Here is a 22,546-nt window from a genome sequence, read left to right on the forward strand (position 1 = left end):
ATGTTGAAACAGGTGGGCCGGGGTAGCCCACCGCAGTCAATCTAGGCGCCGCCGCATGGCGGCGAACGCCGACGGAAGCCCGAAGCGGTGTAGGACAACGAGGCTCAGGCGCTGACGATCCATCCTTCAAGCGGATCGAAGTCTTCCGGCAGGCCATGGCCCGGGCCGGGGCTTGCGGCGCGCTGCAGGCCCCAGGCGGCCTGCAGCAGGCACAGCACGGCGTCGATGTCGTCGCCGCGTTCGTCCGCGAGCAACTCCGCGCGCTGCGGCGCGGTGACGGCCAGCTTCAACCCGAGGCGGGACGAGCCGGCTTCGAGCGCCGCCAGCAGGTCGGCGCGCGCGGCTCGTCGCTCGGGTGTCTGCTTCGCCAGGTCGTCGCTCTTGTAGCTGCGCCGTCCGATCAGTTCGCGCGCCAGCAGGCCCGGATAAGCCTCCAGCGCGATGCGATCGGCCCCCCTGCCGGCATGCAGCCCCGGCATGCGCGCACCCGCCGCGAGCAGGCGCGGCACGCCGGCATGGAGCATGTAGGCCACCGGCGGGTTGACCCACTTCATCGAGGGGCTGGAGCCCGCGGGCCCATCGGCCTTGCGGTGCGCGAACTTGCCGCCCACCGGGCGCGCCGCGCAGAAGGCGGCGAAGGTCTGGCGGATCTCGGCGCGGCTCAGGCCGGCGTAGTGGGCCATCAGCGGCTCCCACTGCAGCGGCCATCGCAGCTGCTCGACGAGTTCCCGCGGCAGGCTGAACGGAAAGTCGAAACCGCCGGTCCAGGACGGCGTGGTGCACAGCCATTCGCCCCAGGCGTCGAGCGTGGAAAAGCGCTGCAGGCCACGCAGCACGACCCTGTCGGTGCCGCTCTGTTCGCCTGTTGCGATGACGATGGGCTTGCGTGCCGTCGGCGCGCTGGAGAAGTCGCAGCCGAACAGCAGCACTGGCTCAGCCCAGGGCGAGCGCCACCACGCCGGCGGCGATGAACATCGCGCCCATCAGCCTCAGCAGCCGGTCTCCCTCGCGCAGCAGATGGCCCCCGATGAGCGCCGCGAAGAGCATCGACACCTCGCGCGCCGGTGCAACGTGCGAGATCGGCGCCTGCTGCACCGCGTAGAGCACGAGCACGTACGAGACGGGGCTGATCGCCGCCACCAGCAGCGCGTATTTCCACTGGTCGCGCCACATGCGCACGGTGGTCGCGCGGTCCTGCAGCGCCGCGGGCAGCAGCAGCACGATGCGCACGAGGTTGCCCATGTAGTCGAGCAGGATCGGCGACATCGCGAGGAACTTGACCGCGTAGCTGTCGGCCACCGTGTAGGCCGCGATGAAGGCGCCGGTCAGCATGCCGTAGCGCATGCCCTTGTGCACCCGCGCGCGCTGCGCCGGGTCGTGCGCCTTCTGCCACAGGCGCGGGCCGCCGGCGATGAGGAACACGCCGGCCACCACGCCAAGGATGCCGGCCACGCCGACGAGGCTGATCTTCTCGCCGAGGAAGAGCACCGCCACCAGCGAGGACAGCAGCGGCCCCGAGCCGCGCGCCAGCGGATAGACCACCGTCAGGTCCGACTTGCGGTAGCCACGCAGCAGCACGATGAAATAGAAGACGTGCAGCACGCCGCTGAGCACGACGAAGCTCCACTCGGCCCGTCCCCAGTTCGGCACCACATTCCAGCCGAGCACGATGCCCAGCGGCGCCCAGATGACCATGTTGAACACGCTGGTCTGGAAACTGAAGCGCGCATCGCCGTTCGCCTTCTTGGCGGCGATGTTCCAGCTGGCGTGGATGATCCCGGCGAGCAGGATCAGGGCGAACGCGGAGAGCGGCACCTCGAGCTACGCGAGACCGAGCGCCGCCGGGCCGTCCCAAGGCGCGAGCGGCCCCCTCGGGGGGCAGCGAGGACACGAAATGCCGAGCGTGGGGACCACGTTCTAGTGGCGGCCGACGATGGCGGCAGTTGCCATCAGTTCCTCGAGCAGCGCCAACGAGACCTTGCCCGACACCGCGTACGGGTTGAGCTCGGGCTTCTCGGAATACTTCAGCAGCGTCGATGCGTTGAGCTTCGACAGGTTGACCTGGCCCATCGTCCAGCCGCCGAAGCGGCGCTCGGAGATCTCTTCGTAGTGCAGCAGCACCACGTCCTTGTGGCGCGCATCGCGCTGGATGTGGCCGTAGAGCTCGGAGATGGCCATGCGGCCGCCTTCGATGGCCTGCAGGAAGGTGCCCGCGCCATAGCAGAGGATGCCGGTGATGCCGCACGCGGTGTTGTGGGTGCGCGATTGCGCCAGGATCGACTCGATGGCCTCGGGGCTGGTGTCGACGGCGCGGCTGGCGTAGAGGAGTCGGACCAGCATGGCTCAGTCCTTTCTGGGCAGGAGGGAGAGGAATTCGCGGCGCAGGCTCGGATCTTTCAGGAACACGCCGCGCATCACGGAATTGATCATCTTGCTGTCCATTTCCTTCACGCCGCGCCAGGCCATGCAGAAGTGCTCGGCCTCCATGACGAGGGCCAGGCCGTCGGGCTGGGTCTTTTCCTGGATCAGGTCGGCCAGCTGCACCACGGCTTCTTCCTGGATCTGCGGACGGCCCATGACCCATTCGGCCAGGCGCGCGTACTTCGACAGGCCGATCACGTTGGTGTGCTCGTTGGGCATCACGCCGATCCAGAGCTTGCCGATGATCGGGCAGAAGTGGTGCGAGCAGGCGCTGCGCACGGTGATCGGGCCGACGATCATCAGTTCGTTCAGGTGCTCGGCGTTCGGAAACTCGGTGAGCGAAGGCGCCGCCACATAGCGGCCCCTGAACACCTCGTTGAGGTACATCTTGGCGACCCGGCGCGCGGTGTTGTCGGTGTTGTGGTCGTTCTCGACGTCGATCACCAGACTCTGGAGCACGTCCTTCATCTTGACCTCGACCTCGTCGAGCAGGGCCTCCAGCTCGCCGGGCTGGATGAACTCGGAGATGTTGTCGTTGGCATTGAAGCGCTTGCGCGCCGCGGTGATGCGCTCGCGGATCTTCACGGAGACGGGCGTGCCCTCGTCATCGTCGTTTCGATCGGGGCGCGGTTCGACGTCGGTTTTCCTCAGCATGGCAAAGATCGTACCAGTGAATGGCTCCAGACATTCGGGGCCGCAACGCCCGTCCCTTCTCGGAGCAATGCTATCAATTAAGGAGTGAAAAATCAGCCACCAGCGGCAGGTGGTCGGACATGCGGGCCCAGATCGGTCCGCGCGGCACCACGCAGGACAGCGGCTCCAGCCCGCGCCCGTAGACGAAGTCGAGCTGCGCCACCGGCAGGCGCGAGGGATAAGTGAGCGTGCGCGGACCGCGCAGATCGCTGGTGTCGCGCAGGCCCATGGCGTTCATGGCGTAGCGCATGCGCGCGCCCCAGTCGTTGAAGTCGCCCGCCACCACCACGGCCTCGCCGGGCGGCACCTCGCGGTCGATGAACTCGCGCAGCCGCGCGATCTGCCGCACTCGGCTGCCCTTGATGAGCCCCAGGTGCACCACGATGGCGTGCACCCGCCGGCCTTCCACGTCGATCACCACGTGCAGCAGCCCGCGCTGCTCGAAGCGGTGGTCGGAAATGTCCTGGTGGTTGGTGCCCAGCACCGGCCAGCGCGTGAGCAGCGCGTTGCCGTGCTCGCCATGGCGCGTGACGGCGTTGGTCTCGTAGACGGCGGTGTAGCCCTCGGGCGCGAGGAAGTCGGCCTGCGGCAGCTCGGGCCAGCGCGCGAAACGCGCCGCCGCCTGCCGGTTCATCTTGCGCACTTCCTGCAGGCAGACGATGTCGGCGTCGAGCTGCTCGATGGCGTGGCCGAGGTTGTGGATCTCGAGCCGCCGCGCGGGGCCGATGCCCTGCACACCCTTGTGGATGTTGTAGGTCGCGACGCGGAGGTTCTGCACCGCTGCTGCTGCCGGCTGGTTCATCGCGCAAATTCTGGCAGCAACAGAATGGCTTCGGCATTCGACGGGGAAAAGCAGGCGTCCGCCGCCTCGCGGTACGGCAGCCAGCGCCAGTCGGTGTGCTCGCAGGGGTCGAGCGTGGGCACGACGCGTTCGGGCACGCGCAGGCCGAAAAGGTGCTCGGTGTTGTGGGTGACGCCCGGTGCATAGCGGGCGCGCCAGCGCGGATAGATCTCGTAGACGTTGCGCAGCTGCCAGTCGACCAGTTGCGAGGCCAGCGGCGTGCCTTCGCCGCACAGGATGCCGGTTTCCTCGGCCACCTCGCGCGCCGCGGTGAGCACCAGGGGCTCGTCGGCCACGTCCTTGCTGCCGGTGACCGATTGCCAGAAGTCGGTCTCGGCATCCGCACGCCGGATCAGCAGCACATCGAGCGCCGGCGTGTGGATCACGACCAGCACCGACTCCGGGATCTTCCAGGGCCGAGAACCAGTCGTCATCGGGGGCGCTCAGTTTTCTTCGCGGAACACCGAGGAACCGGCTTTGCCGGGCCTCAGGTGTTGCCCCCGGTCGGGGGTTGGCGAAGCGACACGAAGTGCGCGCAGCCTGGGGGCGAGCCTCATGCTTGCGCGTTGCGCAGCTTGATGTGGAGTTCGCGCAGCTGCTTCTCGTCGACCGGGCTCGGCGCCTGCGTCAGCAGGTCCTGCGCGCGCTGGGTCTTGGGGAAGGCGATCACGTCGCGGATCGACTCGGCGCCGGTCATGAGCATGACCAGGCGGTCCAGGCCGATGGCGATGCCGCCGTGCGGGGGCGCGCCGTACTGCAGCGCATCCAGCAGGAAGCCGAACTTGAGCTGCGCGTCCTCGGCGCTGATCTTCAGCGCGCGGAACACCTTGCTCTGCACTTCCTCGCGGTGGATACGCACCGAGCCGCCGCCCATCTCGATGCCGTTGAGCACCATGTCGTAGGCCTTGGCGATGCACTTCTCGGGCGCGGTGTCCATGAGGTCTTCGTGGCCGTCCTTCGGCGCGGTGAACGGGTGGTGCACGGCGCTCCAGCGCTGGCCTTCCTCGTCGAACTCGAACATCGGGAAGTCCACCACCCACAGCGGCGCCCAGCGGTCGTCGAACAGGCCGCTCTTCTTGCCGAAGGCGCTGTGGCCGATCTTGATGCGCAGCGCGCCGATGGCGTCGTTGACGATCTTTTCCTTGTCGGCGCCGAAGAACAGGATGTCGCCGTTGCGCGCACCCGTGCGCGCGATGATCTCGGCCAGCGCGTTATCGTCGAGGTTCTTCACGATCGGGCTCTGCAGGCCATCGCGGCCGGCAGCAGCGTCGTTGACCTTGATGTAGGCCAGGCCCTTGGCGCCGTAGATCTTGACGAACTCCTGGTACGCGTCGATCTCGCCGCGCGAGAGACCGCCCTCGGCACCGCCGCCGGGCACGCGCAGCGCCACGACGCGGCCGCCGGCCATGGTGGCGGCGTTGGAGAACACCTTGAACTCGACACGCTTCATCAGCTCGGTGAGTTCGGTGAACTCGAGCTTCACGCGCAGGTCGGGCTTGTCCGAGCCGTACTTGAACATCGCGTCCGCGTACGTCATGGTCGGGAACACCGGCAGGTCGATGCCCGCGGCGTTGCGGAACACGTTGCGGATCATGCCTTCGAACATCTCGCGGATCTCTTCCTCGGCGAGGAACGAGGTCTCGATGTCGATCTGCGTGAATTCGGGCTGGCGGTCGGCGCGCAGGTCTTCGTCACGGAAGCACTTCACGATCTGGTAGTAGCGGTCGTAGCCGGCCACCATCAGCAGTTGCTTGAAGAGCTGGGGCGACTGCGGCAGCGCGAAGAAGCTGCCGTCGTGCACGCGGCTGGGCACGAGGTAGTCGCGCGCGCCTTCGGGCGTGGACTTGCCGAGCATCGGCGTCTCGATGTCGATGAAGCCGTTGGCGTCGAGGAACTTGCGCGTTTCCATCGTCACCTTGTAGCGCAGCAGCATGTTGCGCTGCATGGCCGGGCGGCGCAGGTCGAGCACGCGGTGCGTGAGGCGGGTGGTTTCCGACAGGTTGTCGTCGTCCAGCAGGAACGGAGGCGTGACCGAGGGGTTCAGCACCTTCAGCTCATGGCACAGCACTTCGATCTTGCCGCTCTTGAGCTGGTCGTTGGTCGTGCCTTCGGGCCGCGCGCGCACCAGGCCGGTGATCTGCACGCAGTATTCGTTGCGCAGGCTCTCGGCCACGGCGAAGGTCGAGGCGCGGTCGGGGTCGCACACCACCTGCACGTAGCCTTCGCGGTCACGCACGTCGATGAAGATCACGCCGCCGTGGTCGCGGCGACGGTTGACCCAGCCGCAAAGGGTGACGGTCTGGCCCAGCAGGGCTTCGGTCACGAGACCGCAATATTGAGTACGCATGGCCATAGGAATCCATTCCGGCGCCTCGAGGGCGCGTTCGTTCTTTTATGAGTTGGAAGACTTCACCGCCACCGTGGCGGGGCCGCCTGGAACGACCACCCCCATCGAGACGATGTACTTGAGCGCTTCGTCCACGCTCATCTTCAGTTCGATGCAGTCGCTGCGCTTGAGCATCACGAAGTAGCCGCCCGTGGGATTGGGCGTGGTCGGCACATAGACGCTGAGGAACTCGCCCTCGCCGAGATGCGCGGCGACCTCGTTGCCGGGCGCGCCGGTCACGAAGGCGATGGTCCACACGCCTTCGCGCGGCCATTGCACCAGCACCGCGGTGCGGAAGGCATTGCCGTTCTCGGAGAACAGCGTGTCCGACACCTGCTTGACGCTGGAGTAGATCGAGCGCACCACCGGGATGCGCCGGACCACGGCGTCACCCCAGCCGAGCAGGCGCTTGCCGACGAAGTTGCTGGCCGTGGCCCCCACCACCAGCAGGATCGCCAGCGTGAGCAGCACGCCCAGGCCGCGCACCTTGTGGTCGCTCAGCCAGGTCTGCCACTGCTCGGGCAGCAGCCACAGCGTCTGGTCGAGCGTGCCGATGATCCAGTTCAGCACGCCGAGCGTGATGACCAGCGGCACGATGACCAGCAGGCCGGACAGCAACCATTTGCGCAGGGCGAGCATGGCGGTCGGGGGGGCGTTTCAGTCGCCGCTCGTCGCGGCCGGCGCGGGAGCCGGTGCGGCGGGCGCCGGAGCGGGGCTCGGCGCGGCTGACGTGGTGGAAGAAGAGGAGGAAGACGAAGATTCGCCGGAGGCGGGCGACGTGGCCGGCTCGGACTTCTTGCCTCCGCCGTCACGGAAATCGGTCACGTACCAGCCCGAGCCCTTGAGTTGGAAGCCGGCGGCCGTGACCTGTTTTTCGAACGCACTCGCGCCGCACGCCGGACACACCGTGAGGGGTGCGTCGGACATCTTCTGCAAAGCGTCCTTGGCGAAGCCGCAGGCGCTGCACTTGTAGGCGTAGATGGGCATGGGAAATGAGGTCAAAAAAGCGGCGCAGCGGCCGCTCGCAAAGCCCTCGATTATAGGGGCGCCCCCGTGAAAGGACGCCCGGCCCGGCCGGCGGGCCCCGGCTTCAGGCCGGCTCCGTGGCCAGCGGGCGGTGCGGCGTGTGAGTGTTCGCCAACCATTGCGGCAGCAGCGAGCCGGCCACCATGCCCGCGAAAGAGCACAGAACACCCGCCAGCTGGGCCGGGAACACGGCTCCCCAGGACGGCACCTGCAGGAACAGCAGCCACACGCCGATGCCCAGGACGATCGAGGCGACCGCGCCCTGCGTGGTGGCCCGGCGCCAGTACAGGCCGCACACCAGTGGCACGAAGGCGCCCACCAGCGGCACCTGGTAGGCGCCCGAAACCAGTTCGTAGATCGGCGTGCCCTGCATGCGAATGGCGTAGGCCAGCACGGCGGCGCTGAACAGCAGCACCGTGATGCGCATGGTCATGAGGTTCTGGCGGTCGGTGCCGGCCGGGCGGAACTGGCGCCAGATGTTCTCGGTGAAGGTGACGCTAGGGGCCAGCAGCGTGGCCGAGGCAGTCGACTTGATGGCCGACAGCAGTGCGCCGAAGAACAGCACCTGCATCACGAAGGGCATCTTCTCCAGCACCAGCGTGGGCAGCACCTTCTGCGGATCTTCCTTCAGCAGCGCGCCGGTCTGCTCCGGCATGATGAGCAGCGCGCTGGCCACCAGGAACATCGGCACGAAGGCGAAGAGGATGTACGCCAGGCCGCCGATCACCGGGCCACGGCGGGCCGCCTTGACGCTGTTGGCCGACATCACGCGCTGGAACACGTCCTGCTGCGGGATGGAGCCCAGCATCATCGTGATGGCCGCGGCGAAGAAGAACACCATGTCGTGCCAGCTCGGCTCGGGCCAGAACTTGAAGAGGTCCTTGCTGACCGCGAAGGCCACCACCTTGTCGGCGCCGCCGGCCATGTTGCCCGCGAACATCGCGATCACGGCAAGGCCGGCCACCAGGATGATCATCTGGATGAAGTCGGTGACGGCCACCGACCACATGCCGCCGAACAGCGTGTAGGCCAGGATCGAGACCACCCCGATCACCATGCCCATCGGAATGCTGATGGCGCCGGCCGACAGCAGGTTGAACACCAGCCCGAGCGCCGTGACCTGCGCCGACACCCAGCCCAGGTAGCTCAGCATGATGATCAGCGAGCAGGCCACCTCGACGGCGCGGCCGTAGCGCTCGCGGTAGTAGTCGCTGATGGTCAGCAGCGTCATGCGGTAGAGCTTGCCGGCGAAGAACAGGCCCACCAGGATCAGGCAGGTGCCGGCGCCGAACGGGTCTTCGACCACGCCGTTGAGCCCGCCCTCGATGAACTTGGCCGGGATGCCGAGCACCGTTTCGGAGCCGAACCAGGTCGCGAAGGTGGTCGTGACGATCATGTAGAGCGGCAGGTGCCGCCCGGCGATGGCGAAGTCGGTGGTGTTCTTCACCCGCTTGGCGGCGTACAGGCCGATCGCGATGGTGACAAGCAGATAGACGATGACCAGCGTCAACAACACGGCACAGACTCCTCTAGAACAGACGCACGCGCACCAGCAATTGCATGGCGAGCAACCCCAATACAAAACCTATGCCACCGTAGACGATGGTCTGCAGCAACCGGTTGGTGCGCTTCTGTTCGGCCAGCAGCTCGAGCAGCTCGCGGCGGTTGTCGACCGGGCGATTCTCCAGGAAATCGTGCAGTAATCGAGGCAATTGGGGCAGCAATTTGGCGTACCTGGGCGCCTCGGCCTTGAGCTGCTGCAGCAGCTTCTTGGGGCCGATCTGGTCGACCATCCACTTCTCGAGGAAGGGCTTGGCCGTGGCCCAGAGGTCGAGTTCGGGGTCGATGTTGCGCCCCAGGCCCTCGATGTTGAGCAGCGTCTTCTGCAGCAGCACCAGCTGCGGCTGGATCTCGACGTGGAAGCGCCGCGAGGTCTGGAACAGGCGCATCAGCACCATGCCCAGTGAGATTTCCTTCAGCGGCCGGTCGAAGTACGGCTCGCACACGGTGCGGATGGCCGCCTCCAGTTCATCGATCCGGGTGCCCACCGGCACCCAGCCGCTTTCGAGGTGCAGCTCGGCCACGCGCTTGTAGTCGCGCCGGAAGAAGGCCACGAAGTTCTGCGCGAGGTATTCCTTGTCCGACTCGGTCAGCGTGCCGATGATCCCGAAGTCAAGCGAGATGTAGCGCCCGAAGGTCTCCGGCTCCAGGCTCACCTGGATGTTGCCCGGGTGCATGTCGGCGTGGAAGAAGCCGTCGCGGAACACCTGCGTGAAGAAGATGGTCACGCCGTCGCGCGCCAGCTTGGGAATGTCGACGCCGGCCGCGCGCAGGCGGTCCATCTGCGCGATGGGCACGCCCTTCATGCGCTCCATCACGATGACCTCGGGGTGGCAGAAGTCCCAGAACATCTCGGGGATCAGCACCAGGTCGAGCGCGGCCATGTTGCGGCGCAGCTGGGCCGCGTTGGCGGCCTCGCGCACCAGGTCGAGCTCGTCGTGCAGGTACTTGTCGAACTCGGCCACCACCTCGCGCGGCTTCAGGCGCTTGCCGTCGGCCGAGAGGTTCTCGAGCCAGCCGGCCATCATGGCCATCAGCGCCAGGTCCTTCTCGATCACGCCGCGCATGCTGGGGCGCAGCACCTTCACCGCCACCTCGCGCTCTTCGCCCTCGTTGGTGCGGATGGTCGCGAAGTGCACCTGCGCGATCGATGCGCTGGCTATGGGCGTCTCGTCGAACTGCACGAACACATCGCTCACCGGGCGGCGGAACGCGCGCTCGATGGTGGCGATGGCCACGGAAGAGGGAAACGGCGGCACCCGGTCCTGCAGGAAGGCCAGCTCGTCGGCGATGTCGGGCGGCAGGAGGTCGCGCCGGGTCGACAGAACCTGGCCGAACTTCACGAAGATGGGGCCGAGGCTTTCGAGCGCCTCGCGCAGGCGCTGGCCGCGCGGCGCATCGAGGTTGCGCCCGAAGGAAAGAACGCGCGTGACCCCGCGCACCCAGGGCTTCTGGAAGCTCGAGAGCACCAGCTCGTCGAGGCCGTAGCGCAGCGCGACCCAGACGATGAAAAGTCCGCGGTAGAAGCGCCTCATTCGGCGTTGCCTGCGGGGCCGACAGCAGAACCGCCGGCCTTGCCGGCCGTGCGGCTGCCGACGAACTGGCGCAGCGCACCGACAACACGGCGCACGGCGTTGCCCAGCGTATGCGCGGGCACGTCGCCGATCACGCGGGCCAGATCGTCCTCGACGTCCCAGCGCACATGGTCGACCAGCCAGTTGACCTCGGCCGCCAGCTGCACGTCGCCGATGATCTGCACGGCGGGCTTGTCGCCTCGAAGCGCGGCGCGGGCAATGTCGAAGGGGGAGTCGTCGGTGACGGTGAGCGTCAGCTCGGGCACCGAACCGGCCGGGGCCAGGTCGAGCAGGCCGGCCGGCGTGGCCACCAGCTCCATGGTCACGAAGCGCCACTGGAAGCGCACCACCCGCCCCTGCTGGCGCAGCAGCCGCTGCTGGGCCTCGGGCTCCTGCTGGAGCACATGGTTGAGGAACAGGACCGCGCGGTTCTGGATCTCGTGGACCGCCCAGTCCGGGGGCTGCAGGCGCTCGCCAATGGTGTTGAAGAGATCGCCTAGAAAGGAAAATGGGGACGATGGTGTGGCCATGTCCCCATTATCCCGCCTGCGTTGCGGCCCCGTGAGGGCCGCTTTTCAGCTTTTTATTACTGCAGTGCCTGTACGCCCGCGACCAGCCAGCCACTGTTGCCGCTGACCGGCTTGGTCATGTTCCACACTTCGCGGAACGGGCCCGGGCCGGCCGAGGCGTCTTCGCGGATCATGCCGGAGAACTCCACGCTGGCCATGTAGGCGTCTGGCAGCTCCTCGATGCCGAGCAGCTTGGCGTCGAGCATCACGACTTCGGTCTTGTTGGAGGCACCACCGGTGTGGCTGGCGCGGTCGGCCAGCTGGGAACGGATTTCGTCGACCATGCCGTCGGTCATCATCGAACGCAGCGTCGACACGTCGGCGCGGTCCCACGCGTCCTGCAGGGTCACGAAGTTGCGCTTTGCAGCGCCGAGGAAGCCGTCGACGTCGAAGCCGGCGGGAATGCCCCACGACTGCGAACCGCCGAGTGCCGAGCCGATCATGCTGCCGCCTGCCGCTGCGCCAGCCGCCGAAAGGCTGCTGCCGTGCGGCGTGGCATCGAAGGCAGCGTTGTTGCGCTCCCAGGGACGCGCCGATGCGTCGTTGCCCACGTTGTTGGGGCTGTACTGCGCCGGAGCGCTCGCGTTGCTCGGGCTGGCACCGGCGCCCTGGAAGGCGAAGCCGCCCTGGCGATTGGCAACGGGCTGCGAGCGCGACTTGATCATGCGCCACACCACCACGCCTGCCAGCACCAGCAGGCCGATCAGCAGGATGTTGGCGAAGCCGGCGCCGAGGCCCAGCGAATTGGCGAGCCATGCGAGGCCCAGGCCGGCGGCCAGGCCGCCGAGCATCGCGCCCCAGGGACGCTTCGGTGCAGCTGCCGCGGGCGCGGGCGTTGCGGGCTTGGCCGCTGCCGCGTTGGTCGCGTTCTGCTGCGCGGGTGCCGAAGGCGCTGCGGACTCGCGCTGCGTCACGTTGGACGACTGGCGACCCATCGACTTGCCGCCACCGATGCGCGCAGCCTCGGCCTGGACACTGACCAGGACCAGCGCGGCTGCCAGGAACAAAGAACCCAAACTCTTCATATCGTCGTCTCCTCTCGAGCGAAAGATCCGCTTTTCAACACTTGATTCCAACATGGAGGGCAGCGATTCCCCCAGTCATGTTGTGATAGTCCACATGTCCGAAACCGCCCTCTTTCATGAGGGTCTTGAGCTCCTCTTGCGAGGGGTGCATCCGGATGGATTCGGCGAGATAGCGATAGCTCGCATCGTCGCCAGCCACGAGCTTGCCGAGCCTCGGCAGCACGTTGAAGGAGTACCAGTCGTAGGCCTTCGCGAGCGGCTTCGCGACCTTCGAGAACTCGAGCACCAGCAGCTTGCCGCGCGGCTTGAGCACGCGGTTCATCTCCTTGAGCGCGGCGTCCTTGTGCGTCATGTTGCGCAGGCCGAAGGCCACGGTGACCACGTCGAAGTGGTTGTCCGGAAAGGGCAGCTTCTCCGCGTCGCAGACCATGGTGGGCAGCACCACGCCGGCGTCGAGCAGCCGGTCGCGGCCGGTGCGCAGCATGGCTTCGTTGATGTCGGTGTGGACCACCTGGCCGCTGGCGCCGACCTTCTTCGCGAAGGCCAGCGCGAGGTCGCCGGTGCCGCCCGCGATGTCGAGGACGCGCGAGCCTTCGCCCACGTTCGCGACCATGACGGTGTACGCCTTCCAGGCGCGGTGCAGGCCTGCCGACATCAGGTCGTTCATGATGTCGTAGCGCGATGCGACCGAATCGAAGACACCGCGAACGCGGCGGGCCTTCTCGCTTTCGTCGACCGTTTCGAAGCCGAAGTGTGTGGTACTCATGCGACCGATGTTAGGCCGGAAGCCTTCACATCAAGTCGACGACCCCGCGACCACGGCGGACATTTGTTGCTTTTTCAGCCCCGCCCTTTCTGGGCGTAGGGCTATCTTTTCAATAGCAGCGGCGGATTCTTTCGCTGCCTCGAAGGCCTCAGTGGCTGCCGCAGGCGTGGCCGCCCTTCTCGATCATCGGCGCGTCGCGGTCGACACCCGCCTCGGCCAGCCGGCGCTCATAGGCAGCCCACAGCTCGGCCTGCTTCTCGCCCAGTTCGTAGAGCAGGTCCCAGGAGTAGATGCCCGTGTTGTGGCCGTCGCTGAAGGTCGGCTGCACCGCGTAGTTGCCCACCGCCTCGAGCTCGACGAGCTCGACGTCGCGCTTGCCCGTCTGCAGCACTTCCTGTCCGGGACCATGGCCCTGCACTTCTGCCGAGGGCGAGTAGATGCGCATCAGCTCGAAGGGAATGCGGAAGGTCGCGCCGTCGGAGAAGCCGACTTCGAGCACGCGCGACTGCCCGTGCACGGTGATCGACTGCGGCGTCGGTGCGCCCGGTTTCAAGCCTGCCATCAGAAGCTCCTGTTGCCCAATCGCTCGATCATCGCAGCCTCGACGGCAGGCAGGTGCGCGGCGATGTCCGCCTCCAGCGCCGCATCTCGCTCGCGCTGCACGGGCGCCCACACCGAGCCGGGGAAGTGGCTGTCGTTCGGGAAGCGCGCGATCACGTGCCAGTGCAGGTGCGCGACCATGTTGCCGAGCGCGGCGAGATTGATCTTCGCCGGCTTCAGATGCTCGCGCAGGCACTGCTCGACCACTGTCACCGCTTCCATGCACAGGGCACGGTCGGCCGCGTCGAGATCGGAGAACTCCGGCGCGTGCTCGCGCCACACCACGCGATAGAAGGCCGGGAAGCCCGCCTCCTCGGCATGGATCACGCGCAGCTTCGCGCCCTCGAACACGAGGCGCCCGCCCGGGCCCTCGCACAGCACGCAGCCCTGCACCTTCGACGTCACACCAGCACCCGCTCGATGCCGCCCTGATTGGCGGCTTCCACGTAGTTCGGCATCCAGTCTTCGCCGAGGATCTTGTTGGCCATCTCGACCACGATGTAGTCGGCTTCGAGCAGGCCGTTGTTCAGGTCGTTGCCGTAGCGCGAGAGGCCCTGCAGGCAGCTCGGGCAGCTGGTGAGGATCTTCACGTTCTCCTTCTCGCCGACCTTGCCGGCTTCGCGCAGCGCGGCTTCGCCCTTCTTCAGCTCCTGCTCCTTGCGGAAGCGGATCTGCGTGGAGATGTCGGGCCGCGACACGCCCAGCGTGCCCGACTCGCCGCAGCAGCGGTCGTTCTTGAGCACGTTGTCGCCCACCAGCGCCTTCACCGTCTTCATCGGGTCCTGCTGCTTCATCGGCGAGTGGCAGGGGTCGTGGTAGAGGTAGCCGCCGCCTGCCGCATCGGCGAGCGTGATGCCCTTTTCGAGCAGGTACTCGTGGATGTCGACGATGCGGCAGCCCGGGAAGATCTTGTCGAACTGGTAGCCCTGCAACTGGTCGTAGCAGGTGCCGCAGCTCACCACCACCGTCTTGATGTCGAGGTAGTTGAGCGTGTTGGCCACACGGTGGAAGAGCACGCGGTTGTCCGTGATCATCTTCTCGGCCTTGTCGAACTGGCCGCTGCCGCGCTGCGGATAGCCGCAGCACAGGTAGCCCGGCGGCAGCACGGTCTGCACGCCCGCATGCCAGAGCATGGCCTGCGTGGCCAGACCGACCTGCGAGAACAGCCGCTCCGATCCGCAGCCCGGGAAGTAGAAGACCGCCTCGGTCTCGGAGGTGGTCGCCTTCGGGTTGCGGATGATCGGCACGTAGTCCGCATCCTCGATGTCGAGCAGCGCGCGCGCCGTCTTCTTCGGCAGGTTGCCCGGCATCTTCTTGTTGATGAAGTGGATCACCTGCTCCTTGACCGGGGCCGGCCCGAGCGACGCCGGCGGCGCGGAGGTCTGCTTCTTCGCGAGGCCGCGCAGCAGGTCGTTGGCCAGGCGCTGCGCCTTGAAGCCCACGCCCACCATGCCCGCGCGCACCGCCTTGATGGTCTGCGGATTGGTCGCGTTCAGGAAGAACATCGCTGCCGCATTGCCGGGGCGGAAGCTCTTCTGGCCCATCTTGCGCAGCAGGTTGCGCATGTTCATCGACACGTCGCCGAAGTCGATCTTCACCGGGCAGGGCGTGAGGCACTTGTGGCACACGGTGCAGTGGTCGGCCACGTCCTCGAACTCCTCCCAGTGCTTGATGCTCACGCCGCGCCGGGTCTGCTCTTCGTAGAGGAAGGCCTCCACCAGCAGCGAGGTCGCGAGGATCTTGTTGCGCGGGCTGTACAGCAGGTTGGCGCGCGGCACGTGCGTGGCGCACACGGGCTTGCACTTGCCGCAGCGCAGGCAGTCCTTCACGCTGTTGGCGATGTCGCCGATGTCGCTCTGCTGCATGATGAGCGACTCGTGCCCCATGAGGCCGAAGCTCGGCGTGTAGGCGTTGGTCAGGTCGGCGTGCAGCGTCTCGGGCTTGCCCGCGGGCGCGCGCAGCAGCTTGCCCTTGTTGAAGCGGCCTTCGGGGTCGACCTTGGCCTTGTACTCGGTGAAGGGGCGCAGCTCGTCGTCGCTCAGAAACTCGAGCTTGGTGATGCCGATGCCGTGCTCGCCCGAGATCACGCCATCGAGGCTGCGCGCCAGCGCCATGATGCGCACCACCGCGGCATGCGCGGTCTGCAGCATGTCGTAGTTGTCGCTGTTGACGGGGATGTTGGTGTGCACGTTGCCGTCGCCCGCGTGCATGTGCAGCGCGACCCACACGCGGCCCTTGAGCACGCGCTTGTGAATGGCGGTGCACTCCGCCAGGATCGGCGCGAACTCCGCGCCCGTGAAGATGGCCTGCAGCGGCTGGCGCAGCTGGGTCTTCCAGCTCGCGCGCAGCGAGTGGTCCTGCAGCTGCGGGAAGAGCGCGTCGACGTTCTGCAGCCAGCCGGCCCACAGCGCGCGCGTTTCCTGCACCAGCGCCACGGCCTGCGCGACGCGGTCTTCCAGCAGCTCGGCCGCGGGAATCTCGTGCGCGTCGTCGGTCTTGCCCAGCGGCAGGTTGCCGCGCGTGAGGAAGGCTTCGAGCTCGTCGGTGAGCGCGAGCTTGTTCTGCAGCGACAGCTCGATGTTGATGCGCTCGATGCCGTCGCTGTACTCGGCCATGCGCGGCAGCGGGATCACCACGTCTTCGTTGATCTTGAAGGCGTTGGTGTGGCGGCTGATGGCCGCCGTGCGCTTGCGGTCGAGCCAGAACTTCTTGCGCGCCTCGGGGCTGATGGCGATGAAGCCTTCGCCGCTGCGCGAGTTGGCAATGCGCACAACCTCGGAGGTGACGCGCGCCACCGCGTCGGCGTCGTCGCCCGCGATGTCGCCGAACAGCACCATCTTGGGCAGCCCGCCGTGCGTCTTCGACTTGGTGGCGTAGCCCACGGCCTTGAGGTAGCGGTCGTCCAGGTGTTCGAGGCCGGCCAGCAGCACGCCCGAGCGCTTCTGCTCGGCGAACATGAAGTCCTTGATCTCGACGATGCTGGGCACCGCATCCTTGGCGTTGCCGAAGAATTCCAGGCACACGGTGCGCGTGTGAGCCGGCATGCGGTGCACCACCCAGCGGCAGCTGGTGATGAGGCCGTCGCAGCCCTCCTTCTGGATGCCCGGCAGGCCCGAGAGGAACTTGTCGGTCACGTCCTTGCCCAGGCCCTCTTTGCGGAAGGTGCGGCCCGGAATTTCGAGGCGTTCGTTGCGCAGCTTCGTCCTGCCGTCGGCGGCGTAGTACTGCAGCTCGAACACGGCGCTGTCGACGTCGTGGATCTTGCCGAGGTTGTGGCCGATGCGCGTGACCTCGAGCCATTCGGCCTGCGGCGTGACCATGCGCCACGAAGCCAGGTTGTCGAGCGCCGTGCCCCAGAGCACGGCTTTCTTGCCGCCCGCGTTCATGGCGACGTTGCCGCCCACGCACGAGGCCTCGGCCGAGGTCGGGTCGACCGCGAAGACGAAGCCCGCGCGCTCGGCCGCGTCGGCCACGCGCTGGGTGACCACGCCGGCTTCGGTCCAGATGGTGGGCACCGGGTCGGCCAGTCCGGGCAGCGAGACGTGCTCGACCTCGGTCATCGCCTCCAGCTTCTCGGTGTTGATGACGACGCTGTTCCAGGTCAGCGGAATGGCGCCGCCGGTGTAGCCGGTGCCGCCTCCGCGCGGGATGATGGTCAGGCCCAGCTCGATGCAGCCCTTCACCAGCAGCGCCATCTCGGCCTCGGTGTCGGGGCACAGCACCACGAAGGGGTACTCCACGCGCCAGTCAGTGGCGTCGGTGACGTGGGCGACGCGCGAAAGGCCGTCGAACTTGATGTTGTCCTTGGCGGTGAGCCGGCCCAGCACGCGGGTGGCCTTGCGGCGCAGGGCGGCGACGTCGCGGAACTTGGTGTCGAAGGCGGCCACCGCCTCGCCCACGAGGGCCGTGAGCTCGCCCACCAGCTGGTCGCGCGGCAGGTCGCTGTCGGGGGTGCGGCGCTTCTGGACCTCGGCCAGGCGGTGCCTCAGGGCATCGACCAGCTGGCCGCGGCGGCGCGGGTTGTCGAGCAGGTCGTCGACCAGGTAGGGGTTGCGCTGGACCACCCAGATGTCGCCCAGAACCTCGTAGAGCATGCGCGCCGATCGGCCGGTGCGGCGCTCGGCACGCAAGGTCTGAAGCAGTTCCCAGCCGCGTTCGCCCAGCAGGCGAATCACGATCTCGCGATCGGAGAAGCTGGTGTAGTTGTACGGGATCTCGCGCAGTCGGACAGGCTCTGCGGCCTGTGCCAATAGCGTATTCAACGCGGTCGGAGCATTCATCGGGTGGGGCGCCTCGGCCGGGCGCTGCGCGCCCATAGCCGGGCTGGGGATTTTATTGCAGCGCTCGGGGTCTTGCCTCGTGACCGTGCTTGCGGCCTTGTGGTAGGCGCCGCTTCCGGGGCAATCACCTCCCCCCGGAGGCCGGGTCAGAACAGCACGCGACTGCGGATCGTCCCGCCCACCTTCGCCAGCTTCTCCAGCGCCAGGTCGGACGAGGCGGCGTCGATGTCCATCACCACGTAGCCGATCTTCTCGTTGGTCTGCAGGAACTGCGAGGAGATGTTGATGTGGTTGTCCGAGAAGATCTTGTTGATCTCCGACAGCACGCCCGGCACGTTGCGGTGCACGTGCAGCAGGCGGTGCTTGCCCGGGTGCGCCGGCAGCGCCACCTCGGGGAAGTTGACCGACGAGGTCGAGGTGCCGTTGTCGCTGTACTTGACCAGCTTTTCCGCCACTTCCAGGCCGATGTTGGCCTGCGCCTCCATGGTCGAGCCGCCGATGTGGGGGGTGAGGATCACGTTGTCCAGGCCGCGCAGGGGCGACTGGAACTCGTCCTTGTTGCTGCGCGGCTCCACCGGGAACACGTCGATGGCGGCGCCCAGCAGCTTGCGGGCCTTCAGGGCCTCGGCCAGCGGCTCGATCTCGACCACCGTGCCGCGCGAGGCATTGATGAGGATGGCGCCGGGCTTCATCGCCGCGATCTCGGCCGCGCCGATCATCCACTGGGTGGCCTGGGTCTCGGGCACGTGCAGCGTGACGATGTCGCTCTGGGCCAGCAGCTGGTGCAGGTCGCGCACCTGGCGCGCATTGCCCAGCGGCAGCTTGGTGACCACGTCGTAGAAGGCCACGTGCATGCCCAGCGCCTCGGCCAGCACCGACAGCTGCGCGCCGATCGAGCCGTAGCCCACGATGCCCAGCGTCTTGCCGCGGATCTCGTAGGCGTTGTCGGCCGACTTGAGCCAGCCGCCGCGGTGAGCCACCGCGCTCTTCTCGGGCACGCCGCGCAGCAGCAGGATGGCTTCGGCAAGCACCAGCTCGGCCACCGAGCGGGTGTTGGAGTACGGTGCGTTGAACACCGCCACGCCATGCTCGCGGGCGGCTTCGAGGTCGACCTGGTTGGTGCCGATGCAGAAGCAGCCTGCCGCCACCAGCTTGTGCGCCGCAGCGAACACCTCGGCGGTGAGCTGGGTGCGCGAGCGGATGCCCAGGAAATGCACGTCGGCGATCTTTTCCTTCAGCTCGGCATCGGGCAGCGCACCGGGCAGCGACTCCACGTTGGTGTAGCCGGCGGCGCGCAGCACCTCCACGGCCGAGGGATGGATGCCTTCGAGCAAGAGGAACTTGATCCTGCTTTTGTCGAGGGAGGTTTTGCTGCTCATGGAGGTTCTCTTCGAAGCCCCGGCCACGGCGACAGGCTAGGCCGAAAAAAGGGAGGGCGATGCTAGCATGGTGCGGCGCAGCAAGAAGGGCAGCGACCCGTGCCGGGCCTGATGCGAACAGGGCCAAATCCGCGAGGGAAGGCAAGGAGCGGCCCAAGGGCCCAAAGGGGTTTCCCCGATTGGAAGAAACCCGCCCCCCGTGCGCCAATGTGACGCGGCTGTGTCATGCACATGCCCTAGCATCCGCGCTTTCCATTTTTCCCTTCAGGAGTCTTCATGCGATTCAAGACGCTCGCGCTGGCATCGGCGCTGGCCGCCACCACGCTTTTCAACGTGGCGCACGCCCAGATCGAGATCCAGTGGTGGCATTCCATGACTGCCGTCAACAACGAGTGGGTCAACGACCTGGCGAAGCAGTTCAACGAGAGCCAGAAGGAATACAAGGTCGTCCCGACCTTCAAGGGCACCTACGACGAATCGATGACGGCCTCCATCGCGGCCTTCCGCGCCGGCAACGCCCCCCACATCCTGCAGGTGTTCGAGGTGGGCACCGCCACCATGATGGCCAGCAAGGGTGCGATCGTCCCGGTGGGCCAGGTCATGAAGGACGCGGGCGAGAAATTCGACCCGGCCGCCTACATCCCCGCCGTGGCCGGCTACTACACCGCCCCCAACGGCCAGATGCTGAGCTTCCCGTTCAACAGCTCGACCACCATCTTCTATTTCAACAAGGACGCCTTCAAGGCCGCCGGCCTGCCCACCGACAAGGCGCCCGCCACCTGGCCCGAAGTGGTCGCCGCCGCCGCCAAGCTCAAGGCCAGCGGCCACAAGTGCCCGTTCACCACGGCATGGCAGAACTGGACACAGGTCGAGAGCTTCTCGGCCTGGCACAACGTCGAGTTCGCGTCCAAGAACAACGGCCTGTCGGGCCTGGACGCGCGCCTGAAGGTCAATTCGCCGCTGCACCTGCGCCACATCGAGAACCTGGCGAGCATGGCCAAGCAGGGCCTCTTCGTCTACAAGGGCCGCGGCAACGTGCCCGAGGCTTCGTTCGTGTCGGGCGAGTGCGCCATGATCAACACCTCCTCGGGCTTCTACGGCAACGTGGCCAAGAACGCCAAGTTCGCCTACGGCCTGGCTCCCCTGCCCTACTACCCGGACGTGCCGGGCGCACCGCAGAACACCGTGATCGGCGGCGCCAGCCTGTGGGTCATGTCGGGCAAGAAGCCGGCCGAATACAAGGGCGTGGCCAAGTTCTTCAGCTTCATCTCCACGCCTGAAGTGCAGTCCGCCAGCCACAAGCGCACGGGCTACCTGCCCGTGACCACGGCCTCGTACAAACTCACCGAGGATTCCGGCTTCTACAAGCAGAACCCCGGCACCGACGTGGCCGTGACGCAGATGATCCGCAAGGTCACCGACAAGAGCCGCGGCATCCGCCTGGGCAACTACGTGCAGATCCGCGCCATCGAGGACGAAGAGCTCGAACAGGTCTGGAACGGCAAGAAGACCGCCAAGGAAGCCCTCGACGCCATCGTGACCCGCGGCAACGAGCAGCTCGAACGCTTCCAGAAGGCCAACAAGAGCTGACGCCCGGCCGCCGGACGGCGTCCGTGTCCGGCTAATATCGCCCGCCCCCGTCGGCTCTTGCGAAAGAGCGGGCGCGGCGGGATTTTTTACGTAGAGGGTTCATGGAAAAACGCGTTTTCTTTCGTTCGGGCTGGCTGCCGTGGCTGCTGCTCGCACCGCAGATGGCGGTGATATTCGTGTTTTTCTTCTGGCCGGCGGGGCAGGCCCTGCTGCAGTCGCTCCAGCAGCAGGACGCCTTCGGCACCTCGGTCGATTTCGTCGGCCTGCAGAACTTCAAGGACCTCTTCGAGGACCCGGCCTATGCCGAGTCGTTCAAGACCACCGCCATCTTCTCGGTGCTGGTGGCCAGCATCGGACTGACGCTGTCGCTGACGCTGGCGGTGTTCGCCGACCGCATCGTGCGCGGCGGCATGTTCTACAAGACCATGCTGATCCTGCCGTACGCCGTGGCGCCCGCGGTAGCCGCCGTGCTGTGGGTCTTCATGTTCTCCCCGTCGCTGGGCGTGGTCGCCTATGCGCTGGGCAAGATCGGCATCGACTGGAACCACCTGCTCAACTCGAAGCACGCCATGACGCTGATCGTGATGGCCGCCGTGTGGAAGCAGATCTCCTACAACTTCCTGTTCTTCCTGGCCGGGCTGCAGTCCATCCCGAAGTCGCTGATCGAGGCTGCCGCCATCGACGGCGCACGCCCGTGGCGGCGCTTCTGGACGGTGCAGTTCCCGCTGCTGTCGCCCACCACCTTCTTCCTGCTGGTGATGAACGTGGTCTACGCGTTCTTCGACACCTTCGCCATCGTGCACGCCGCCACCGAGGGCGGCCCGGGCAAGGACACGGAGATCCTCGTCTACAAGGTCTACCACGACGGCTTCAAGGCCCTGGACCTGGGCGGCTCGGCCGCGCAGTCGGTGGTGCTGATGGTGATCGTGATCGCGCTGACCATCGTGCAATTCCGCTACGTCGAAAAGAAGGTGCAGTACTGACATGGTTGAAAGAAGAAGCACCCAGGGCATCCTGGCCCACGTAGTGATGATCCTCGGCGTCCTGATCGTCGCCTTCCCCATCTACCTCGCCTTCGTGGCGTCCACGCATACCGCGCAGGAAATCGTGCAGCGGCCGATGCCGCTGCTGCCAGGCTCGCACATGCTGGAGAGCTACAAGGGCGCGCTCTTCGGCCGCGCGAGCAGCGCAGGCTCCAACGCCCCGGTGGCGCACATGATGTGGGTGAGCCTGGTGACGGCGCTGGTCATCGCCGTCGGCAAGATCGCCATTTCGCTGCTGTCGGCCTTCGCCATCGTCTACTTCCGCTTCCCGTTCAAGAAGATCTGCTTCTGGGCGATCTTCGTCACGCTGATGCTGCCGGTGGAGGTGCGCATCCTGCCCACCTACAAGGTGCTGTCGGACCTGAGCATGCTCAACAGCTACGCGGGCCTGACGGTGCCGCTGATCGCCTCGGCCACCGCCACCTTCCTGTTCCGGCAGTTCTTCCTGACGGTGCCCGAGGAACTCACCGAGGCCTCGCGCATGGACGGCGCGAGCCCGATGCGCTTCTTCTTCGACGTGCTGCTGCCGCTGTCGAAGACCAGCATCGCGGCGCTCTTCGTGATCCAGTTCATCTACGGCTGGAACCAGTACCTCTGGCCGCTGCTGGCGGTCACCAACGAGGACATGTACCCGATCGTGGTCGGCATCAAGCGGCTGATCGCCGGCGGCGACGGCCAGAACGAATGGAACGTGGTGATGGCGACCGCCATCCTCGCGATGCTGCCGCCGGCCCTGGTGGTGGTCCTCATGCAGAAGTGGTTCGTCAAAGGCCTCGTGGACACTGAAAAATAA

21 protein-coding genes are annotated in these 22,546 nt (G+C 66.7%); 3 read left to right on the forward strand and 18 right to left on the reverse strand.

Translation table 11 applies throughout. From position 1 onward, the window contains the following. Nucleotides 1–104 precede the first annotated feature (104 nt). From ABL843_RS24665 to serA, 18 genes are all read right to left on the reverse strand, one after another. Nucleotides 105–929, reverse strand: coding sequence for a DUF429 domain-containing protein (locus ABL843_RS24665; RefSeq protein WP_418117659.1), 825 nt, complete (start codon nt 927–929; stop codon nt 105–107). Between the two features lie 4 nt (nt 930–933). After that, entirely contained in the window at nt 934–1,815 is an 882-nt protein-coding gene (locus ABL843_RS24670; protein ID WP_418117660.1) for a DMT family transporter, read from the reverse strand. Nucleotides 1,816–1,917: 102 nt separating this feature from the next. Then, the gene (locus ABL843_RS24675; RefSeq protein WP_126024714.1) at nt 1,918–2,340 is read right to left on the reverse strand and encodes a BLUF domain-containing protein; all 423 of its coding nucleotides are present in this window, start codon (nt 2,338–2,340) and stop codon (nt 1,918–1,920) included. Between the two features lie 3 nt (nt 2,341–2,343). Beyond that, nucleotides 2,344–3,075: a GTP cyclohydrolase I gene (gene folE, locus ABL843_RS24680; protein ID WP_126024713.1), complete on the reverse strand. Its 732-nt coding sequence runs from the start codon at nt 3,073–3,075 to the stop codon at nt 2,344–2,346. Between the two features lie 73 nt (nt 3,076–3,148). Continuing rightward, entirely contained in the window at nt 3,149–3,916 is a 768-nt protein-coding gene (locus ABL843_RS24685) for an endonuclease/exonuclease/phosphatase family protein (RefSeq protein ID WP_418117661.1), read from the reverse strand. After that, nucleotides 3,913–4,389 carry a dihydroneopterin triphosphate diphosphatase gene (gene nudB / locus ABL843_RS24690; protein WP_418117662.1) on the reverse strand — a complete coding sequence of 159 codons (477 nt, stop codon included), beginning with the start codon at nt 4,387–4,389 and terminating at the stop codon, nt 3,913–3,915. Before nudB ends, ABL843_RS24685 begins: the two co-directional genes overlap by 4 nt. Nucleotides 4,390–4,508: 119 nt before the next feature. Then, on the reverse strand, nt 4,509–6,308 hold the full coding sequence (gene aspS / locus ABL843_RS24695) for an aspartate--tRNA ligase (RefSeq protein ID WP_126024710.1): 1,800 nt from the start codon (nt 6,306–6,308) through the stop codon (nt 4,509–4,511). A 39-nt stretch (nt 6,309–6,347) separates the two neighbouring features. Next, nucleotides 6,348–6,980 (reverse strand): DUF502 domain-containing protein, encoded by a 633-nt coding sequence (locus tag ABL843_RS24700; RefSeq protein WP_126024709.1) that lies wholly within the window; start codon nt 6,978–6,980, stop codon nt 6,348–6,350. 18 nt (nt 6,981–6,998) lie between these two features. After that, on the reverse strand, nt 6,999–7,328 hold the full coding sequence (locus ABL843_RS24705; RefSeq protein WP_126024708.1) for an FmdB family zinc ribbon protein: 330 nt from the start codon (nt 7,326–7,328) through the stop codon (nt 6,999–7,001). A 103-nt stretch (nt 7,329–7,431) separates the two neighbouring features. After that, nucleotides 7,432–8,883, reverse strand: a complete 1,452-nt coding sequence (locus ABL843_RS24710; RefSeq protein ID WP_418117663.1) for a sodium:solute symporter family protein — start codon at nt 8,881–8,883, stop codon at nt 7,432–7,434. 13 nt (nt 8,884–8,896) lie between these two features. Beyond that, complete coding sequence (gene ubiB, locus ABL843_RS24715) at nt 8,897–10,462, reverse strand: ubiquinone biosynthesis regulatory protein kinase UbiB (protein WP_184642549.1); 1,566 nt, start codon at nt 10,460–10,462, stop codon at nt 8,897–8,899. Then, entirely contained in the window at nt 10,459–11,031 is a 573-nt protein-coding gene (locus ABL843_RS24720) for a ubiquinone biosynthesis accessory factor UbiJ (protein WP_184642550.1), read from the reverse strand. Before ABL843_RS24720 ends, ubiB begins: the two co-directional genes overlap by 4 nt. Before the next feature lie 56 nt (nt 11,032–11,087). Next, nucleotides 11,088–12,095 carry a Tim44 domain-containing protein gene (locus ABL843_RS24725; RefSeq protein WP_126024704.1) on the reverse strand — a complete coding sequence of 336 codons (1,008 nt, stop codon included), beginning with the start codon at nt 12,093–12,095 and terminating at the stop codon, nt 11,088–11,090. 34 nt (nt 12,096–12,129) lie between these two features. Further along, on the reverse strand, nt 12,130–12,861 hold the full coding sequence (gene ubiE / locus ABL843_RS24730; protein WP_126024703.1) for a bifunctional demethylmenaquinone methyltransferase/2-methoxy-6-polyprenyl-1,4-benzoquinol methylase UbiE: 732 nt from the start codon (nt 12,859–12,861) through the stop codon (nt 12,130–12,132). A gap of 148 nt (nt 12,862–13,009) precedes the next feature. Further along, nucleotides 13,010–13,423, reverse strand: coding sequence for a gamma-butyrobetaine hydroxylase-like domain-containing protein (locus tag ABL843_RS24735; protein WP_184642552.1), 414 nt, complete (start codon nt 13,421–13,423; stop codon nt 13,010–13,012). Then, on the reverse strand, nt 13,423–13,866 hold the full coding sequence (locus ABL843_RS24740) for an HIT family protein (RefSeq protein ID WP_184642553.1): 444 nt from the start codon (nt 13,864–13,866) through the stop codon (nt 13,423–13,425). Before ABL843_RS24740 ends, ABL843_RS24735 begins: the two co-directional genes overlap by 1 nt. Next, complete coding sequence (locus tag ABL843_RS24745) at nt 13,863–17,741, reverse strand: DUF3683 domain-containing protein (protein ID WP_418117664.1); 3,879 nt, start codon at nt 17,739–17,741, stop codon at nt 13,863–13,865. The genes ABL843_RS24740 and ABL843_RS24745 overlap by 4 nt, the downstream gene beginning before the upstream one ends. A gap of 146 nt (nt 17,742–17,887) precedes the next feature. Beyond that, on the reverse strand, nt 17,888–19,120 hold the full coding sequence (gene serA, locus ABL843_RS24750) for a phosphoglycerate dehydrogenase (protein WP_019656569.1): 1,233 nt from the start codon (nt 19,118–19,120) through the stop codon (nt 17,888–17,890). Nucleotides 19,121–19,396: 276 nt separating this feature from the next. On the opposite strand from serA, the gene ugpB reads away from it, so the two are divergent. The 3 genes from ugpB (at nt 19,397) to ugpE (ending at nt 22,546) form a co-directional block, all read left to right on the forward strand. Beyond that, on the forward strand, nt 19,397–20,710 hold the full coding sequence (ugpB, locus tag ABL843_RS24755) for a sn-glycerol-3-phosphate ABC transporter substrate-binding protein UgpB (RefSeq protein WP_019656568.1): 1,314 nt from the start codon (nt 19,397–19,399) through the stop codon (nt 20,708–20,710). Nucleotides 20,711–20,811: 101 nt separating this feature from the next. Continuing rightward, complete coding sequence (gene ugpA, locus ABL843_RS24760) at nt 20,812–21,693, forward strand: sn-glycerol-3-phosphate ABC transporter permease UgpA (RefSeq protein WP_019656567.1); 882 nt, start codon at nt 20,812–20,814, stop codon at nt 21,691–21,693. A 1-nt stretch (nt 21,694) separates the two neighbouring features. Further along, nucleotides 21,695–22,546 carry a sn-glycerol-3-phosphate ABC transporter permease UgpE gene (gene ugpE, locus ABL843_RS24765; protein ID WP_019656566.1) on the forward strand — a complete coding sequence of 284 codons (852 nt, stop codon included), beginning with the start codon at nt 21,695–21,697 and terminating at the stop codon, nt 22,544–22,546.

The organism is Variovorax sp. 350MFTsu5.1, from assembly GCF_048302515.1.
Lineage (GTDB): Bacteria > Pseudomonadota > Gammaproteobacteria > Burkholderiales > Burkholderiaceae_C > Variovorax > Variovorax guangxiensis.

What these genes read in the sequence shown, in the direction of transcription:
- ABL843_RS24675 (WP_126024714.1), bottom strand. Translation starts at nt 2,340, where the DNA reads ATGCTGGTCCGACTCCTCTACGCCAGCCGCGCCGTCGACACCAGCCCC.
- folE (WP_126024713.1), bottom strand. Translation starts at nt 3,075, where the DNA reads ATGCTGAGGAAAACCGACGTCGAACCGCGCCCCGATCGAAACGACGAT.
- ABL843_RS24685 (WP_418117661.1), bottom strand. Translation starts at nt 3,916, where the DNA reads ATGAACCAGCCGGCAGCAGCAGCGGTGCAGAACCTCCGCGTCGCGACC.
- nudB (WP_418117662.1), bottom strand. Translation starts at nt 4,389, where the DNA reads ATGACGACTGGTTCTCGGCCCTGGAAGATCCCGGAGTCGGTGCTGGTC.
- aspS (WP_126024710.1), bottom strand. Translation starts at nt 6,308, where the DNA reads ATGGCCATGCGTACTCAATATTGCGGTCTCGTGACCGAAGCCCTGCTG.
- ABL843_RS24700 (WP_126024709.1), bottom strand. Translation starts at nt 6,980, where the DNA reads ATGCTCGCCCTGCGCAAATGGTTGCTGTCCGGCCTGCTGGTCATCGTG.
- ABL843_RS24705 (WP_126024708.1), bottom strand. Translation starts at nt 7,328, where the DNA reads ATGCCCATCTACGCCTACAAGTGCAGCGCCTGCGGCTTCGCCAAGGAC.
- ubiB (WP_184642549.1), bottom strand. Translation starts at nt 10,462, where the DNA reads ATGAGGCGCTTCTACCGCGGACTTTTCATCGTCTGGGTCGCGCTGCGC.
- ABL843_RS24720 (WP_184642550.1), bottom strand. Translation starts at nt 11,031, where the DNA reads ATGGCCACACCATCGTCCCCATTTTCCTTTCTAGGCGATCTCTTCAAC.
- ABL843_RS24725 (WP_126024704.1), bottom strand. Translation starts at nt 12,095, where the DNA reads ATGAAGAGTTTGGGTTCTTTGTTCCTGGCAGCCGCGCTGGTCCTGGTC.
- ubiE (WP_126024703.1), bottom strand. Translation starts at nt 12,861, where the DNA reads ATGAGTACCACACACTTCGGCTTCGAAACGGTCGACGAAAGCGAGAAG.
- ABL843_RS24735 (WP_184642552.1), bottom strand. Translation starts at nt 13,423, where the DNA reads ATGGCAGGCTTGAAACCGGGCGCACCGACGCCGCAGTCGATCACCGTG.
- ABL843_RS24745 (WP_418117664.1), bottom strand. Translation starts at nt 17,741, where the DNA reads ATGAATGCTCCGACCGCGTTGAATACGCTATTGGCACAGGCCGCAGAG.
- serA (WP_019656569.1), bottom strand. Translation starts at nt 19,120, where the DNA reads ATGAGCAGCAAAACCTCCCTCGACAAAAGCAGGATCAAGTTCCTCTTG.
- ugpB (WP_019656568.1), top strand. Translation starts at nt 19,397, where the DNA reads ATGCGATTCAAGACGCTCGCGCTGGCATCGGCGCTGGCCGCCACCACG.
- ugpA (WP_019656567.1), top strand. Translation starts at nt 20,812, where the DNA reads ATGGAAAAACGCGTTTTCTTTCGTTCGGGCTGGCTGCCGTGGCTGCTG.
- ugpE (WP_019656566.1), top strand. Translation starts at nt 21,695, where the DNA reads ATGGTTGAAAGAAGAAGCACCCAGGGCATCCTGGCCCACGTAGTGATG.